Genomic DNA, 389 nt, shown 5'->3' on the forward strand with positions numbered 1-389 from the left:
CAGAAGGCGCCGGCCACCATACCCATCACGATGCCGCTGGTCTCGGACAGGAAGGTGAAGAAGCTGCCCAACAGGTCAGAGGCCAGAGAAGTAACAGGGCCGATGACCCAGAGGGTCAGACAGAAGGTGACGGTGCAGGTGATCAGGGGAACCGCGAACATCTTGAGGGTATCGGGGATGTACTTTTTATAGAGCTTCTCGAACCATGCGGCGAAGGCCACCGAGCAGATGATGGGGATGACCGAGGAGGCATAGTTGCCGGCGGAGGGCATAATCACGGGAATGCCAAACAGGCTGCTGATGTCAGAGCCGCCGATCATGGTGGGGTACAGAAGACCCGCGCCGATGACCATGCCTTCCAGCTCGGGCAGGCCGAACCGCTTGGAGGC

General features: G+C 59.9%; 1 pseudogene. It reads right to left on the reverse strand.

Going from position 1 to position 389, the window contains the following annotated elements:
- A pseudogene (locus tag JCM17207_RS03280) lies at positions 1-389 on the reverse strand (PTS beta-glucoside transporter subunit EIIBCA); the annotation flags it as partial.

The organism is Faecalibacterium gallinarum (genome assembly GCF_022180365.1).
Lineage (GTDB): Bacteria > Bacillota > Clostridia > Oscillospirales > Ruminococcaceae > Faecalibacterium > Faecalibacterium gallinarum.